Genomic DNA, 13,784 nt, shown 5'->3' on the forward strand with positions numbered 1-13,784 from the left:
GAGTTATTTCGCGCCGTAAATATCGAAGTCGAAGTACTTCTTGTTGATACGCGCGTAAGTGCCGTTTGCGAGAATGTCGGCGAGCGCGCCGTTGAAGGCTTCGCGCAGTTCGGTGTCCTGCTTGCGCAGGCCGAGACCGTCGCCCTGACCAAAGAATTTCGGGTCGTCGATGGCCCGGCCCGCGAACGTGAAGTCCTTGCCTTCAGGGCGCTTCAGAAAGCCGTCGCTTGCGGCGATCGACGCCTGAAACGCGGCATCCAGGCGGCCCGACGTCAAATCGGTATAGACCTGGTCCTGGTTTTGATAGGGGACGATCTCCACGCCCGCGGGCTGCCACTTCGCGCGCGCGTAATCTTCCTGACTCGTGCCCTGCTCCACGCCCACGCGCTTGCCCTTGAGCGAAGCTGCATCGGGCAGGAGCGGCGAGCCGCGGCGCACGACGAGCCGCGCGGGCGCATTCGAGATCTTGTTCGTGAAGGCGATCTGCTCCGCGCGCTTGGGCGTGATCGTCATCGACGAAGAGATGACATCGAACTTGCGCGCGATGAGGCCTGGAATCATGCCGTCGAAGCTCGTTTCCACCCATACGCAATGCGCGTTCAGTTGCGCGCACAACGCATTGGCAATGTCCACGCCGAAGCCCGTGAGCTTGCCGTCCGGCGTTTTGTATTCGAGCGGCGGGTAAGTGGGATCGACCGCGAGCCGGATCTCCCGGCCCTTCAGGTCCACCGCGTGCGCCTGCCCCGCCGTTGCCGCCGCAGCGAGCGCCAGTGAGAGCGCCATCGTCCATTGCTTCATTTGCCCGTCTCCTTCGTGTCGTTTCGGTTGTTTCAATTGCTTCGGTGGATTCTGCAATTTCTGTGGTGCTATTGCAGAATGTGTTCTGCGAGCTTGACCCAGTAGCTCGCGCCAATGGCAAGGCTCGCGTCGTTGAAGTCGTAGCCGGGGTTGTGAAGCGAGCAGTGCTGCTCGCCGTCACCATTACCGATCGAGAGGTAGCTGCCGGGGCAGCGCTCCAGCATGTACGCAAAGTCCTCGCTTGCCATGAGCGGGCGCAGGCCGTCGAGCAGCAGCTCCGGGCCGCCCCATTCGAGCGCGACGCGGCGCGCCACCTCGGTCTCGTCGCTATGGTTGACGAGCACCGGGTAGTCATGGCGGTAGTCGATCTCCACGCGCGCGCCGTAACTCGCGGCCTGCCCGTGCGCCACTTCACGGATGCGGCGCTCGAGCAGTTCGCGCACCGGCGCCGAAAGCGCACGCACGCTCAGGTGCAGATCGGCGTGCGATGCAATGACGTTCGAGGCGCTCCCAGCGTGCAGCGCGCCGACGCTGACGACGGCCTGATCGTGCGGCGCCACGTTGCGCGCCACCACGCTTTGCAGCGCCATGACGATCGAGGCGCCGACCACGACGGGATCGATCGTCTGCTGCGGGGCGGCCGCATGGCCGCCGCGGCCGATCACGCGGATCGTCACCTCGTCCGCACTGGCCATGAATGCGCCGCTCTGAAAGCCGATTCGTCCTGCCGGGAAGCCAGGCACGTTATGCATCGCGAACACGGCGTCGCAGGGAAAGCGCTCGAAGAGGCCGTCCTCGATCATCTTGCGCGCGCCGCCCAGGCCTTCTTCGGCCGGCTGAAAAATCAGGTGCAACGTGCCGCGCCACTGTGCGGTTTGCGCGAGGCATCGAGCGGCTGCCAGCAGTATCGCCGTGTGGCCGTCATGGCCGCAGGCATGCATCACGCCTTCGTTGCCGCTGGCGTAGGGAAGGCCCGTCGCCTCGCGTATGGGCAGCGCATCCATGTCGGCGCGCAGCCCAAGCCTGAACCCCCTTCCGCGCTCGAGCGTGGCGACCACGCCCGTGCCGCCCACGCCCCGCGTCACGCGATAGCCCCATGCTTCGAGCTTTTCGGCGACAAGCGCGCTCGTCACATGTTCTTCGAAGCCCAGTTCGGGCTGCGCATGCAACTGGCGGCGCAACGCAATCATGTCGGCTTCGATTGCCGCCACCTCGGGCAAAACCCACTGTCTGCTCAATTCGCCTCCTCAGTCCATTCGTGCATCGTGGAGCGAATCGTATGCAGCGCAAATTCCGGGGAACAGCCAGCGTTTTGTTATGATGACAACCCACCGTTGTCACCCCACCTCTCTCGCCGCGCACGCTGACATGAAACTGCACCAACTGGAAGCGCTGGTCGCCAGCGCGGACGCCGGCAGTATTCGCGGCGCGGCCCGTTCGCTCGGGCTCTCGCAGGCGGCAGTCACGCGCGCGCTGCGCGAACTGGAGGCAAACGAGCGCCTGCCGCTCCTGATCCGCGCGCCCGAAGGCATTACCTTCACCGAGCACGGCAAGGTGCTGCTTACGCACGCGCGCATCGTGCTCAATCAACTCGAACACGCCAACAACGACCTTGAGCGACTGAGAGGCCGTGTGGAAGGCAGTCTCACGGTGGGCGTCACGCCGTGGATTACGCTGACCTTTCTGGCCGAGGCCGTACGGCTGTTTCGCGAGCGCATGCCCGACATCCGTCTGGAACTGGTCGAAGGATTGATGGCCGTTGCCCAGCCGCTGCTGCGCGACGGCAGCATGGACTTCGCCGTCGGCCAGTTGCAGCCCGGCGCGAGTGAGCAGGAGTTCGCATCCGAGGCTGTGCTCACTTACGAATCGTCGGTGATGGTGCGGGAAGGACACCGGAAAGTGCGGGCGCGCTCGATCCGCGAACTGCTCGATGAAGACTGGGTGCTGAATTTCGCGCCGGACGGCAAACGCGATCTGGTCGACTATCTGTTCACGCGCCACGGCGCGCAGATCGACGAACGCCGCATTGTGCGCGCGCAGTCGGTAGCGACGCTGCAAACCATGGTGGAGCAGGCAGACATGTGCACGTGGAGCCCGACGATCCTGAGCCACGTGCCGCCGTTCGGAGGCCGCCTGCGCTCGCTCGCGTTGCGCGAAGCGTTCGAACCCCGACAACTGGGCATCGTCACGCGCCGCAACAGCACACTGAGCCGCGCGGCCGTTGCTTTCATCGACTGTTTGCTGCAGGTGATACGCCGCCACGCGCGCTCGGCGAAGAAAGAAGACCTCGCCTTGTTCAAAACCCTGGAGCTATTGATTTAGCGCCCGAGCATGCGCTCAGGTACGACGAAAATCTGGATTCGCCTTTACCCGGCAATGCGCTTGAAGCTGACATAGTAGTCGTCGGTGTAATAGCAGTCGCTGGTCTGCTTGCGCGGTCCACCACATACGACCCGGCGCTGCCCACGATCCGTCATGCCCGGGGTGCGCACCGTGTATGTGTGGTAGTAGCCGCGTGGATGCTGCGGCAGTAATTGCGCCGTGTTACGGAACAGGACGCCGTCGTCCGCAAAAGGAAAGGGGCCGCCCGCTTTGATCAGCCGCAGTGTCTCGGTCGCTTCCCCCGGCAACTGCTTCATGGTGACGGTACCCAGCGCGCCCGCAACCTGCGCGCCTGATGCGGCAGGTGTGCCGCTTGCGCCCTGCGCGGGCTGACCGGGCGCCTGGCTCGCGGATGCCCCCGACGCCTCGGTGACGTTTCGCGAACTCTCCTTGCCGCAACCGCCAAGGATCGCGCCCAAGGCGACGACGCAAGGGAAAACCCACGCTCTCTTCACGAAACGATTCTCCCCTCGTTGACCAGCACTCGACGAACAGGACAAACGTAAAGGTAGCGCGAATGGCGGAGCGAATCAATGCTCGACCGGGAACACGCACTCGTACACGTGACCCAGGCAGACGAACGGCGGCCGCTCACACCCGTTCCGATGTAAGCGGCCTGGACTTGCAATCGCATACTGCCTGGATGAAGCGGTACTTCAACTGCGTGTTGCTCCGCACTTCAACTGCGTGATTCAACTGCGCGATGCTCTGCACTTCAACAACGAGTTGCCCTGCACTCCTCATTGATTCAACAGCGTGGTGCTTCGACATTGACACTCAACTCTGCCACATACGACTACGACTGCCGGACTGCTGTTCTGCAACGGGTACACGGTATGGTCCAACTCGACCGCAGGAGGGGAATCCTGGGATGGAGCCAACGTCTCGCTCCATGAAAGACAGTGTAGGCGTAGACGCGCTGAACCAATTGCCCGAAACGAGCCCAATATCGCGCTGAATTCGCGCAATTGGGCGGCCGCCCTGCTCAGGCTACTGCCTGCGTCCCGGACTGATAGAACGGGTAGTCCGTATAACCGACGTGTGTGCCGCCAAAGAACGTGGGGCGGTCGTACCGGTTGAGCGACAGCTTGCGACGCAGCCGCTCCGGAAGATCGGGATTCGCAATGAAGTGACGACCGAATGCAACCAGATCGGCATCGCCGGCCTGCAGGATGGCCTCGGCCTTTTCGCCGTCGAAGCCGCCGGCCGCGATGATGGTGCCCGCATAGTGCTTGCGAATGAGCTGGGCAGCAACGGGATTGGGATCGGCGCCCTCGTTTTCGACATTGCCGAGAATGCGGGGCTCGATGAGGTGCAGGTACGCGAGATTCAGCTTGGCGAGTTCTTGCGCAACATACGCGAACAAGCCGACAGGATCGCTATCCGACATATCGCCCCACGACCCGCTCGGCCCAAGGCGCACGGCAACCTTGTCGCTTCCCCACACGGAAATCACAGCCCGTGTGGCTTCCATCAACAGGCGGGCGCGGTTTTCGAACGAACCGCCATAGATGTCCGTCCGCTTGTTGCTGCCGTCCTGCAGGAACTGGTCGAACAGATAGCCGTTTGCGGCGTGCAGTTCCACGCCGTCGAAGCCCGCCGCGACGCCGCGTGCCGCCGCAGCGCGAAAGCTCTCGACGATACCCGCAAGTTCATCCGTCTCAAGGGCGCGATTCGGCGTATTCGGAACCCAGCCGGCGTCCGTGTAGGCGACGCCGCCGTGAGGGACTTCCGAGGGACCCACGGGCCGCCCGCCATCGGGTTGCAGCTCCGAGTTCGACTGGCGCCCAGCGTGGTAGAGCTGAAGGAAAATCTTCGCGCCTTTCACGTGCACGGCATCGGTCACGCGCTTCCAGCCCGCAATCTGACTATCGTCGTACAAGCCAGGCGCACCGAGATAGCCGTTGCCGTTCGGCGCAGCGATGGTGGCCTCGCCGATCAGAAAGCCGCCGGCCGACGCGCGTTGCGCGTAATACTCCGCCATGAGTGCGCCGGGAATCGCGCCGCTTTCGGCGCGCATGCGGGTGAGCGGTGCAAGAACGACCCGGTGCGAGAACGTGTAAGGGCCGACTTTGACTTCAGAAAAGAGCTTGGACATGATTTACCCGAAGAAAGATGGGAAGGCGCGTCGATTGCTGGTTGTCCGACGTGACAGCGACGAAGCCGCAGAGTTAGCTTCCTTCGCCGTGACATCGATGAGCCAGAGTGTATATGCACACGTCGATGAATTTATCCCGATTCCTTCCAATACTGTTCGCGTATTTCGCAAACAATCCTTCAGCCGGGAAGCCGGTTTGAAAACATCCGTCCTCCTCCAGGCGACATGGCTATTTCAACCAGAAATAACCCGCTAAACATTATTGAAAACTGCTCGCATGTCGCTAGCATTCCTTCATCGACTGCCAGATCGAATACCGGCAGCGTTCATCAGATGTTGGCGGCCGCCTGGCTGGGGAGACGACGGATATGCGAGTTCTGGTATTGGGCAGCGGGGTCGTCGGCGTGACGAGCGCGTACTATCTGGCGCGCGCCGGCCATGAAGTCACTGTCATCGACCGCGAGCACGGTCCTGCGCTCGAGACGAGCTTCGCGAACGCCGGGCAAATTTCTCCGGGATACGCGGCGCCGTGGGCGGCCCCTGGTGTTCCGCTCAAAGCCGTTAAGTGGATGTTCCAGAAGCATGCCCCGCTCGCCATCCGCCCGGATGACGCGGACAAGCAGTTCCAGCTGCAGTGGATGTGGCAGATGCTGCAGAACTGCACGGCGGAGCGCTACGCCATCAACAAGAACCGCATGGTGCGGCTTGCGCAATACAGCCGCGATTGCCTGATGGCGCTGCGCGCGGAAACGGGCATCCAGTATGAAGGACGAACCGGCGGGACGCTGCAGGTTTTCCGGACACAGCAGCAGTTCGACGGCGCGGCAAAGGACATCGCCGTCCTCAAAGAGGCGAACGTTCCCTACGAGTTGCTCAGTGCAGGCGAACTCTCGCGGGTCGAGCCGGCCCTCGCCGCAACCTCGCAAAAATTGACCGGCGGTCTTCGCTTGCCTGGCGACGAGACAGGCGACTGCCAGCTGTTCACGACCAGGCTCGCCGCTCTTGCCGAGGAGGCCGGCGTGACGTTCCGCTACAACACGACCGTCGATACGCTCGTCGTCGAAGACTGCAAGGTCGTTGGCGTCCGTCACGGAACGAGGCTCATCCATGCCGACGCGTTCGTTGTCGCGTTTGGTTCCTATTCGACGAGTTTCCTGTCTGGCCTCGTCAAGATTCCGGTCTACCCGCTCAAGGGGTATTCCATCACGGCGCCGATCCTGGACGAGGCACGCGCCCCTGTCTCGACTGTCCTCGACGAGACCTACAAGATCGCCATCACGCGCTTCGATAAACGAATTCGCGTGGGCGGCATGGCCGAGATCGTGGGGTTCGACAAGCGCCTGCGCGAGGCTCGGCGCGAGACACTCGAAATGTGCGTGAACGATCTGTTCCCGGGTGGCGGCGACACATCGAAGGCGACGTTGTGGACCGGGCTGCGGCCGATGACGCCGGACGGCACGCCCATTGTTGGCCGCACTGCCGTGCCCAACCTCTTCCTGAACACGGGCCATGGCACGCTTGGGTGGACCATGTCGTGCGGTTCGGCGCAGCTTCTCGCCGACCTGATTTCAGGCAGGAAGCCCGCTATCGAGCACGATGATTTGAACGTGTTCCGCTACGCCAGGGAGCCGGAGGCCCCGGCGGATTTCGCGCTGGATTAGTCAATACTGCTGGTGGAGTCGCGAGCGTCGGCCGACGCTCATCTTATGATCAGTGCGAAGACGGAGCGAACGCTTCGAAGTACATCCGCTCGAGTGTGAGCATGATGCCGAACTGCGAAGTTTGCCGCAGCCCATTGGCGCCGCAGAACTGCAGCTCTCCGCGCTGGCCTACAACGATGACCTCCTGGGCGCCGCCCTCGAGGTACGCCCTGACCCGCGCGCCGATGTCGTGCGCATACTTGCGGTCGAGGAGCACCTCGACGCACAGATCCGGCACAAACGGAACAGGATCGTCCCGGTCAAACCCTTCCCACTTTTCAGGCGGCATCCAGACGACGTCGGGTACGCGGATGCCAAATGACGGTGTCGCCACGGCAACCGACATCGCTGCCACGTGACCAATCTGCTCGGCGATCTGGCAGTACACGTCGGTGAGAACAATCTGGCGCCGTGCCGAGGGCTGAGGATGCGGCACCACTTCACCGCGGCCATCGAGTTCACAGCATTCCCACGACCCGGAATCGGCGCTGGGGTGCATCCGACGCCAGGTCGCTACCAGCCCGTCCTGCTCGAGAAGAGTCGACACAACCACAAGCCTCCGATAAGGGAATTTTCTAAGGGTATTCCCTTTGTTGGCCGCTGAAAAGCCATTGTTTCTGTGCATTGCACAATAAACCAGGCAATGTGCATGGATTCGAATTTGCACCCGTTATCGGGCCATATCGGGCGGTCTTACATTCAGGTCGATGCAAACGTTGCGGCCAAATCGGACGGGCATTCGATTTTCATTGTGCAACGCATCAACATCGCCTCAAAGGGGGTATCAGTGTTGGGTATTCAGCTTTTGCCGAAGTCGCATTCTGCGGGTGCGTCGTTGAAGTGCTACCGTAAGGGTTTGTCGAGTGCGCCCCGGCGCTTGAACACGAGAAGTGCAATGGAAATCGATGCGGAGACTTTCCGGCAACTGCGCCGTCTCGCCCCCGTCGTTGACGACATACTCAACGCCGGAGAAGTCGAACATGCAGGCCAGGCAGTGAATCTCGCGGCACTCGCGCAACTATGCTCGACCCTCTTCGACGCTTACTGCTCGATACATCCCGAGGAGACCGCGCAAGCCAACCTGGACATGCTCGAGTCGCAAAAGTAGCGACCGGCGGCGCCAGAGTCACTGCGGGTCCGGATGCGCCAGGCCCGCTTCCTCGATGATCTGTTCGTATTTTTCCGCGCCGACGACGTCACGGTACTCCTGTTTCAGCCGGATGAGCGCCTGCGCCGTTCTGGAAATCACCCCGGAGACTTCCAGCTGCTCAGCGTGCACGAGGGCCTGCCCCAAAGTCATGGCCACGTCAGTATTCCTTATTGCAGTTGAACAGCCATCAAGTCGTTGACGAACGTGGGCTGGGCCGAAGCAAACTCCATCAGGTTGGGGAAGCCCTCGCTGAGCGCAAACGCTTCCAGCGCATCCTTGCCGCTGTCAGCCTTGATGCGGCCGTAGCTTTCGATCATCTTCAGGTCGGTAATCAGGTACACCATTTCAACCTCTTTGCGTCTATGGATGCCTCGAGTCGTTGTCCGCTCAAGGATGCTTTCGAAGAGTACGTAGCGTCACTTAAATCGAGCTTAAACAATGCCGACAGGACGAAAGCCTTGCCGGGCCGCGATCAGAAAGCGCAGGCTGCCGCTTCGGCGCCTGACGGCATGCCCTCGTCGAGGAGAGAAGTTAAGATGAGAACGAGATAAGCAACGGCTCCCGCCTTCAGGCACCAGAAAGATGGAACGAGAGACTTACAAAGGCTACGATTTGTGGGGTCATGCCATCGCGCAACAGGCAGAGCTGCTGACGCCAGAGCGCTACGCGGGGGGCGGGACCATCATCCAGGGGAACAAGCTCATCTGCACTTCCGGAGTCCTCGACCTGTTCGATTCGGAGGAGGAAGCGCAGGACGCGGGAATCGCCTGGGCAAAGGCGTGGGTCGACACACACGGTTAGCAGGCAGGCGCAACGCAAGTTCCGTGGATACTTCGCTTCAGTCGGCGCCTAAGTGCGCGCAGATACACGGGTGCCACATCGCACTTCGAGGCAACCTTCCATCCGAAAGCCCACCGCGCCCCGGTCTCGCGGTTCAATCTGCCCGCATGTCAACGCGAAAGCTCATCGCCGTATCAGCGACCACAGCAGCAGCGCCAGCAATAGAATCGAGATCCCCTGCCAGAACAGCACTGGTTCGCTCTCGAGCAAGGGCTTGCGTCGAACCGGAGCCATCGCACCCTGGCCGCTCGAAAGGCGCTCGAGATCGGCGCAGACCGCGAGTACGTCCTGATACCTGCGTGCGGGATCAGACTGCAGCGCTTTCTCCAGCACGAGGTCAAGCCAATGCGGCGCGTCGAGCCGGTACTCGTAGAGCGGCACGCGACCATTGAAGCCGTACGGCAGTTTGCCGCCGCTGAATAGCCGGTACAGCGTCACGCCATACGCAAATACCTCCGAGCGCGCATCGCCTTGCGCACCCCTCATCAACTCAGGCGCCATGTACGCGGGCGAGCCAGGCGCGCAGGCTGAGCCCGGCAGCTCCATACCGGGCATATAACCAAAGCCCAGGTCGAGCAGGCACGTCCTGTCGTCCTGCATCACCAGCACGTTCTCGGGCTTGATATCGCGATGGAAGATATTGCGTCGATTCAGCGCGTCGATCGAGCGGCCCAATTGCCGTGCGATTCCGATCGCGCGCGGCAGCCCTATGGGCTCGGGCGCCGAAAGGAGCTTTTCGAGCGTGACTCCCGCGCCGAGCGGCATTACCACATAAAGCCGGGTTTGCCGATTGGCGTCAACGGGCAGCGGCGCGAGCACGCCGGCGTCGCCAACCTTGCCTGCGAGCCAGCGCTCACGCACGATCGACTGGCGTATGTTCTCGTCTTGCTCGACGCGCGGTTTGGGAAACTTGAGCGCCAGTGGCGTGTCCGGATCGGCCAGATCGTAGCCGGCGAAGATCCGCGAATAAAAGCCATCGCTGAGCACGCTCTTGAGCAGATATCCATCGATAACCTCACCGGCGTCGGGCACGGCGAGAATCGGCAGCATTCCGACCACTCGCTCCAGATACCCGCCGTCGAGCAAAGGCAGGCTGCCAACGTCAATCACGGCGCTCGTAACGTCGTCCTGGGAACCGCGCGTCAGTGCCAGCGCGTCGAGTCGGCGCGCAGTTTCGAGCGCGCCACTGCGCGTCGCGAGCACCGTCTGCAGTTCACGCACTGGCACATGACGATAAAGACCGTCCGAGCACAATAGCAGGCGATCATCCTCACGCAGTTCGAACGTTTCGAAGCGGGTCACGAGCGCCGGGTTCATGCCAATGGCGTGCGCCACGTACGAACCAAAAGCGACCGGCACAATGTCGTCTTCGCCGATTTGTGCCAGTTGCCCGTCGCGCAGCAAATAGAGCCGCACATCTCCGGCTGCGACCAGATACGCTGTGGCGCGCCGTATGACCAGCGCCGCAAATGACGCGGCCATCTGTTTAAGCTTTGGATCGACGCGGCCCATGTGGAGCAGCCAGCCGTGCAGCGCCTGTAGCGAACGCGCAGCGGCCACGCTGGGCTGGAGCGTTTCGGGTAGCCCGTAATACGCATCGATGAAGGTACGCACTGAAAGCTCGGCCGCGACCCGGCCACCCTGGCTTCCGCTCACTCCGTCAGCCAGCGCGATCACACTGCCACGCGCGGCGCGCGCGGCCAGGTCGCCGAGCATCACGCCGAAATAGTCCTCGTTGACGCGATTTTGCCCACGCAGACGCGCGGGACGGGAGACGCAGCCGATCTCGAGCGCGGCGCATTCGCCGCGCTCGGGCCGCAACTGCAGGTCGACTTCCTGAGAATCCGCTTCGCGAGTTGCAACGGCCGTCCCGGCTGCATGGACCGACCTCCGGTCCGCAGCCGGTGCGGAAAGGTGGTCCACGGAGCGCGGTTCAGTCATTTACTTTTTGCCGTGAGTCATCACGTCGCTGGTTTCCAGATCGTGCTCGATCTTCTCGAGCACCTGGGGCGAACGCTTCTTCAGCATGAGCAACCAGACCGTGCCGACCAGCATGTACGCCACGAACAGATACGGCAGTATGTTATACGGATAATCCGGCACCGGATACACGCTGCCGATCACTGCGCCGACCATCGCCAGCGCGCCAAGCACGCTCCACAGCACGTTGACCGGCTTGAGCACGCCCATCTTCTTCAGATAGAGAGGCGCGGAAACCGCGACGAGAAAATAGGTCACCAGAAAGCCAAAGGTGGCGAACGTACTCGTGTAGCCGAAGGTATTGAGCGGACCGGCGCCAAGCATCGCGATGCACACAACGAGCGTCACGATCGAGGAAAACGCCACAGCGAGATACGGCGTCTGATGCGTGCGGTGAATCATTCCCATCGAGCGGTGCACGAACTGGTAGCGCCCCATGGAGTACAGCAGGCGGCTGGACGAGTTGATGCACGCAAGGACACACGAGAACGCGCTGACCGAAGCGATCAGGTAAAACACCGGGCCGAGCGGCGAGGCGCCAACGCTCGCAAGCAAGGTGTTGAGCACGGCCGAATCGGCGCCGAGCTTGGCTGTGTCGTCGTGGTAGGCGATCGTCATCGAATAGGCGACGAACATGAAGAAAAGGCCCGACAGGATCACGCTCCAGACCACGGCGCGCGGAATGATGCGCAGCGGGTCCCTGGTCTCCTGGCCGAGCGAGGCGGCACTTTCGAAGCCCACGTACGAGAAGATGCCCAGCACCATGCCTTGCGCCATACCCTTCCCGCTCACGCCCTGCAGGCTCAATTGCGTATGGTCGATGATATGGTCAGGATGCAGGGCGAGCACGTAGATCAGCACGCCGCCCACGATCACCACCGACGTTGCCTCGATCGCCAGTGAGAGGCGCGAGGAAAGCTTCACGTCGCGTGCGGAGAAGAACCAGGCGAGAGCAATGAAAACGGTGTAGACCGCCCACGACGGGATATTGATGCCCCAGGAAGAGAAGGCATTCTGCACGAAAACCACGCCTGCGGCACCTACCCCCATCGCGGTGCCCACATACGCCGCGATCAACCCCCAGCCGGCCATGCCCCCTGCCATCGGCCCGAGCGCGCGCGAAATATAGATGAAGAATGATCCAGCGGTTGCAATCCGGCTCGAGAGCGCGATGATGCTCATGCTGACCAGCAGCAGCCCGAGCGTCGAAAGTCCATAAATCAGCCAGGTCCCCGCGCCCGCCAGCGCCGCGATCGCGGTCACATTGATCGAAGGAGTAAAGGTTGGCGAAACGTTTGCGATAGATTGGCCAATCACCTCGGCAAAACCTAAAGTACCGGCACGCAGGCCGGTTGACGATGCCGGCGCTGCTTGTGTGGTGCTTTGCGTACTCATGTAGGGCTCCTGAAAGATTGGGGATTTAACGGACTTTGCTTAAATTTCCCAGAGTCAAAAATTCCAGCCAACTGAATTTAATTGTTCCAGCCAGGAATCCACGAAGTGCCCGCGAGCGGCACGCGTGCCATCGCTGCGGCTTCCACGGTCAGGGCGACCAGATCCTCGGGCTCGAGGTGATGCACGTTCTGCTTCCCGCAGGCACGCGCGATCGTCGTCAGCTCCATGTTCAACGTCTTCAGGTAGTTGCGCACACGGCGCGAACCTTCGTCGGGCAGGACGCGCTGCTCGAGAACGGCGTCCTGGGTCGTCACGCCAACGGGGCATTTGCCGGTATGGCAGTGGTGGCAGAAGCCCGGCGACGTGCCAAGCGCTGCATAGTCGGCAGCCGCCGAATGAAGTGCGCCGTTCTGGAAGTAGCTGTCGCTATTGCAGCCGAGTGCCATCAGCATGCCCTGCCCGATCGCGACGGCGTCTGCGCCAAGCGCCAGCGCCTTGGCTACGTCGGCTCCCGTCCGTATGCCGCCCGACACGATCAGCTGCACCTGCCCTTTCATATTCAGGTCTTCGAGAGCATCCACCGCCTGGCGAACCGCAGCCAGCGTCGGAATCCCGACGTTCTCGATGAAGCAGGTCTGGGTGGCCGCGGTGCCCCCCTGCATTCCGTCGATCACGACCACGTCCGCGCCAGCATGTACCGCAAGCTTGACGTCGTTGAACGTGCGGGTTGCCCCGACCTTCACGTACACCGGCGTGTTCCAGTCAGTAATTTCGCGCAGTTCCTGGATCTTGATCGCCAGATCGTCGGGACCGGTCCAGTCCGGGTGGCGGCTCGCCGAGCGCTGATCGACGCCGGCTGGCAAGGTACGCATCGCCGCCACGCGCGGATTGACTTTCTGCCCGAGCAGCATCCCGCCACCACCCGGCTTTGCGCCCTGGCCAATCACGATTTCGATCGCGTCGGCACGGCGCACGTCGTCCGGATTGAAGCCGTAGCGCGACGGCAGGCACTGATAGACCAGCGTCTTCGACGCGCGGCGCTCCTCCTGGGTCATGCCGCCGTCGCCGGTGGTCGTGGACGTGCCCATCGCCGTCGCGGCCTGCCCTAGCGCCTCCTTGACGTTCGCGGACAGTGCGCCGAAGCTCATGCCCGCAATCGTGACCGGAATATCCAGCACGACAGGTTTCTTCGCGAAGCGAGTGCCTAGCACGGTCTGGGTCGAGCACTTCTCGCGGTACCCTTCGAGCGGATAGCGCGACAGCGACGCGCCGAGAAACAGCAGGTCGTCGAAATGCGGCACGTGGCGTTTCGCGCCCAGACCGCGGATCTCATAGAGACCTCGCTGTGCCGCCGAGTGGATATAGTCGATCGTCTTGCGGTCGTAGCCGTGCGACTCTTCGTGCTGCAAACGAACGAATTGAACGGGTTTGGCATCCATTG

At 62.2% G+C, this 13,784-nt stretch carries 15 protein-coding genes; 5 read left to right on the forward strand and 10 right to left on the reverse strand.

Translation table 11 applies throughout. From position 1 onward, the window contains the following. Positions 1-3: 3 nt before the first annotated feature. A complete protein-coding gene (locus BFD71_RS20610; protein ID WP_069266147.1) occupies positions 4-798 on the reverse strand; it encodes an ABC transporter substrate-binding protein in 795 nt (264 codons plus the stop codon). Between the two features lie 68 nt (positions 799-866). Then, complete coding sequence (locus tag BFD71_RS20615) at positions 867-1,988, reverse strand: M20 aminoacylase family protein (protein WP_370684297.1); 1,122 nt, start codon at positions 1,986-1,988, stop codon at positions 867-869. A 178-nt stretch (positions 1,989-2,166) separates the two neighbouring features. Here BFD71_RS20615 and BFD71_RS20620 point away from each other — a divergent pair, with 178 nt between their 5' ends. Continuing rightward, the gene (locus BFD71_RS20620) at positions 2,167-3,120 is read left to right on the forward strand and encodes a LysR substrate-binding domain-containing protein (protein WP_069266149.1); all 954 of its coding nucleotides are present in this window, start codon (positions 2,167-2,169) and stop codon (positions 3,118-3,120) included. Positions 3,121-3,164: 44 nt separating this feature from the next. Here the strand turns inward: BFD71_RS20620 and BFD71_RS20625 are convergent, their stop codons facing one another. Together BFD71_RS20625 and BFD71_RS20630 are read right to left on the reverse strand one after the other, a co-directional pair. Next, entirely contained in the window at positions 3,165-3,635 is a 471-nt protein-coding gene (locus tag BFD71_RS20625; RefSeq protein WP_069266150.1) for a ribonuclease, read from the reverse strand. Between the two features lie 530 nt (positions 3,636-4,165). Then, positions 4,166-5,278, reverse strand: coding sequence for an alkene reductase (locus BFD71_RS20630; RefSeq protein WP_069266151.1), 1,113 nt, complete (start codon positions 5,276-5,278; stop codon positions 4,166-4,168). On the opposite strand from BFD71_RS20630, the gene BFD71_RS40640 reads away from it, so the two are divergent. Further along, a complete protein-coding gene (locus BFD71_RS40640) occupies positions 5,277-5,534 on the forward strand; it encodes a hypothetical protein (protein ID WP_141710742.1) in 258 nt (85 codons plus the stop codon). The genes BFD71_RS20630 and BFD71_RS40640 overlap by 2 nt on opposite strands. Before the next feature lie 112 nt (positions 5,535-5,646). Then, the gene (locus BFD71_RS20635; RefSeq protein ID WP_069266152.1) at positions 5,647-6,939 is read left to right on the forward strand and encodes a D-amino acid dehydrogenase; all 1,293 of its coding nucleotides are present in this window, start codon (positions 5,647-5,649) and stop codon (positions 6,937-6,939) included. A gap of 49 nt (positions 6,940-6,988) precedes the next feature. Here the strand turns inward: BFD71_RS20635 and BFD71_RS20640 are convergent, their stop codons facing one another. Then, positions 6,989-7,525, reverse strand: a complete 537-nt coding sequence (locus BFD71_RS20640; protein WP_083245366.1) for a Uma2 family endonuclease — start codon at positions 7,523-7,525, stop codon at positions 6,989-6,991. A gap of 102 nt (positions 7,526-7,627) precedes the next feature. Here BFD71_RS20640 and BFD71_RS42215 point away from each other — a divergent pair, with 102 nt between their 5' ends. Then, complete coding sequence (locus BFD71_RS42215) at positions 7,628-8,086, forward strand: hypothetical protein (RefSeq protein ID WP_256094827.1); 459 nt, start codon at positions 7,628-7,630, stop codon at positions 8,084-8,086. A gap of 18 nt (positions 8,087-8,104) precedes the next feature. On the opposite strand, the gene BFD71_RS20650 is transcribed toward BFD71_RS42215, so the two are convergent. Further along, positions 8,105-8,284, reverse strand: coding sequence for a hypothetical protein (locus BFD71_RS20650; RefSeq protein ID WP_069266155.1), 180 nt, complete (start codon positions 8,282-8,284; stop codon positions 8,105-8,107). An 11-nt stretch (positions 8,285-8,295) separates the two neighbouring features. Next, a complete protein-coding gene (locus tag BFD71_RS41495) occupies positions 8,296-8,472 on the reverse strand; it encodes a hypothetical protein (protein WP_176732920.1) in 177 nt (58 codons plus the stop codon). A 238-nt stretch (positions 8,473-8,710) separates the two neighbouring features. On the opposite strand from BFD71_RS41495, the gene BFD71_RS20655 reads away from it, so the two are divergent. Further along, on the forward strand, positions 8,711-8,929 hold the full coding sequence (locus BFD71_RS20655) for a hypothetical protein (protein WP_069266156.1): 219 nt from the start codon (positions 8,711-8,713) through the stop codon (positions 8,927-8,929). Between the two features lie 162 nt (positions 8,930-9,091). On the opposite strand, the gene BFD71_RS20660 is transcribed toward BFD71_RS20655, so the two are convergent. From BFD71_RS20660 to BFD71_RS20670, 3 genes are all read right to left on the reverse strand, one after another. Further along, complete coding sequence (locus BFD71_RS20660; protein ID WP_083245359.1) at positions 9,092-10,909, reverse strand: bifunctional protein-serine/threonine kinase/phosphatase; 1,818 nt, start codon at positions 10,907-10,909, stop codon at positions 9,092-9,094. Further along, positions 10,910-12,343 (reverse strand): APC family permease, encoded by a 1,434-nt coding sequence (locus BFD71_RS20665; RefSeq protein ID WP_069266157.1) that lies wholly within the window; start codon positions 12,341-12,343, stop codon positions 10,910-10,912. A gap of 77 nt (positions 12,344-12,420) precedes the next feature. Then, positions 12,421-13,782 (reverse strand): FMN-binding glutamate synthase family protein, encoded by a 1,362-nt coding sequence (locus BFD71_RS20670; protein WP_069266158.1) that lies wholly within the window; start codon positions 13,780-13,782, stop codon positions 12,421-12,423. Between the last annotated feature and the right edge of the window lie 2 nt (positions 13,783-13,784).

The organism is Paraburkholderia nodosa (assembly GCF_001718195.1).
GTDB classification, from domain to species: Bacteria; Pseudomonadota; Gammaproteobacteria; order Burkholderiales; family Burkholderiaceae; genus Paraburkholderia; species Paraburkholderia nodosa_A.

Coding starts and splice junctions, on each gene's coding strand:
- BFD71_RS20610 (WP_069266147.1), bottom strand. CDS start 798: ATGAAGCAATGGACGATGGCGCTCTCACTGGCGCTCGCTGCGGCGGCA.
- BFD71_RS20615 (WP_370684297.1), bottom strand. CDS start 1,988: ATGATTGCGTTGCGCCGCCAGTTGCATGCGCAGCCCGAACTGGGCTTC.
- BFD71_RS20620 (WP_069266149.1), top strand. CDS start 2,167: ATGAAACTGCACCAACTGGAAGCGCTGGTCGCCAGCGCGGACGCCGGC.
- BFD71_RS40640 (WP_141710742.1), top strand. CDS start 5,277: ATGATTTACCCGAAGAAAGATGGGAAGGCGCGTCGATTGCTGGTTGTC.
- BFD71_RS20630 (WP_069266151.1), bottom strand. CDS start 5,278: ATGTCCAAGCTCTTTTCTGAAGTCAAAGTCGGCCCTTACACGTTCTCG.
- BFD71_RS20635 (WP_069266152.1), top strand. CDS start 5,647: ATGCGAGTTCTGGTATTGGGCAGCGGGGTCGTCGGCGTGACGAGCGCG.
- BFD71_RS42215 (WP_256094827.1), top strand. CDS start 7,628: ATGGATTCGAATTTGCACCCGTTATCGGGCCATATCGGGCGGTCTTAC.
- BFD71_RS41495 (WP_176732920.1), bottom strand. CDS start 8,472: ATGGTGTACCTGATTACCGACCTGAAGATGATCGAAAGCTACGGCCGC.
- BFD71_RS20655 (WP_069266156.1), top strand. CDS start 8,711: ATGGAACGAGAGACTTACAAAGGCTACGATTTGTGGGGTCATGCCATC.
- BFD71_RS20660 (WP_083245359.1), bottom strand. CDS start 10,909: ATGACTGAACCGCGCTCCGTGGACCACCTTTCCGCACCGGCTGCGGAC.
- BFD71_RS20665 (WP_069266157.1), bottom strand. CDS start 12,343: ATGAGTACGCAAAGCACCACACAAGCAGCGCCGGCATCGTCAACCGGC.
- BFD71_RS20670 (WP_069266158.1), bottom strand. CDS start 13,782: ATGGATGCCAAACCCGTTCAATTCGTTCGTTTGCAGCACGAAGAGTCG.